This window comes from Peribacillus sp. P4_C12, from assembly GCF_056402095.1.
The window spans coordinates 1-745 of record NZ_JBFUIB010001066.1; the positions used below are offsets into that span (position 1 = coordinate 1).

Consider the following 745-nt stretch of genomic DNA (forward strand, 5'->3'; position numbering starts at 1 on the left):
TCCTAAAACAATAATAGTCGGATCAATTTCATCAATAGCTTTTTTCACTTCATTCATCGTTTCCACATCATGAATCCCCATTAAATCAAAACGAAAGCCGTCGAGGTTAAACTCTTTCACCCAATAGATTACAGATTCAACGATAAATTTACGCATCATTTTATGTTCGGACGCTGTATCGTTTCCTACGCCGGTACCATTGGATAGTGTGCCGTCCTCGTTAAAGCGAAAAAAATAGTTAGGTACAAGTTTGTTAAAGCTAGAATCATCCACCGAATATACGTGATTGTAAACTACATCCATAATTACACGTAATCCCTTATCATGTAATGCTTGGATCATCTGCTTCGCCTCACGAATTCTGAGCTTTGGTTGAAAGGGGTCAGTCGAATAAGACCCTTCTGGTGCATTATAATTCTTTGGGTCGTATCCCCAATTATATTGAGGTTCATTTAATTTCAATTCATTGACAGTAGCGAAATCAAAAATGGGGATAAATTGTACATGAGTCACACCCAAATCCTTAATATGATCGAGACCAGTTTTAACTCCTTCAGGACCCTTGGTACCCATTTCCGTTACTCCTAAAAATTTCCCTTTATTTTGAATTCCACTTTCAGGATGAATCGATAAATCCCTGATATGAATTTCATAGATAATTGCATCCTCAGGGCTATTCAGCGCAGGTTTATCATTTGTCCACTTTTCTGGGTTGTAATAGATTTAGCAGACACCAACCCAGAAA

At 37.7% G+C, this 745-nt stretch carries 1 pseudogene; it reads right to left on the bottom strand.

The features are described 5' to 3' along the window. Positions 1–714 (bottom strand): annotated as a pseudogene (locus AC1DUW_RS31320) (alpha-amylase family glycosyl hydrolase); the annotation flags it as partial. Positions 715–745 lie beyond the last annotated feature (31 nt).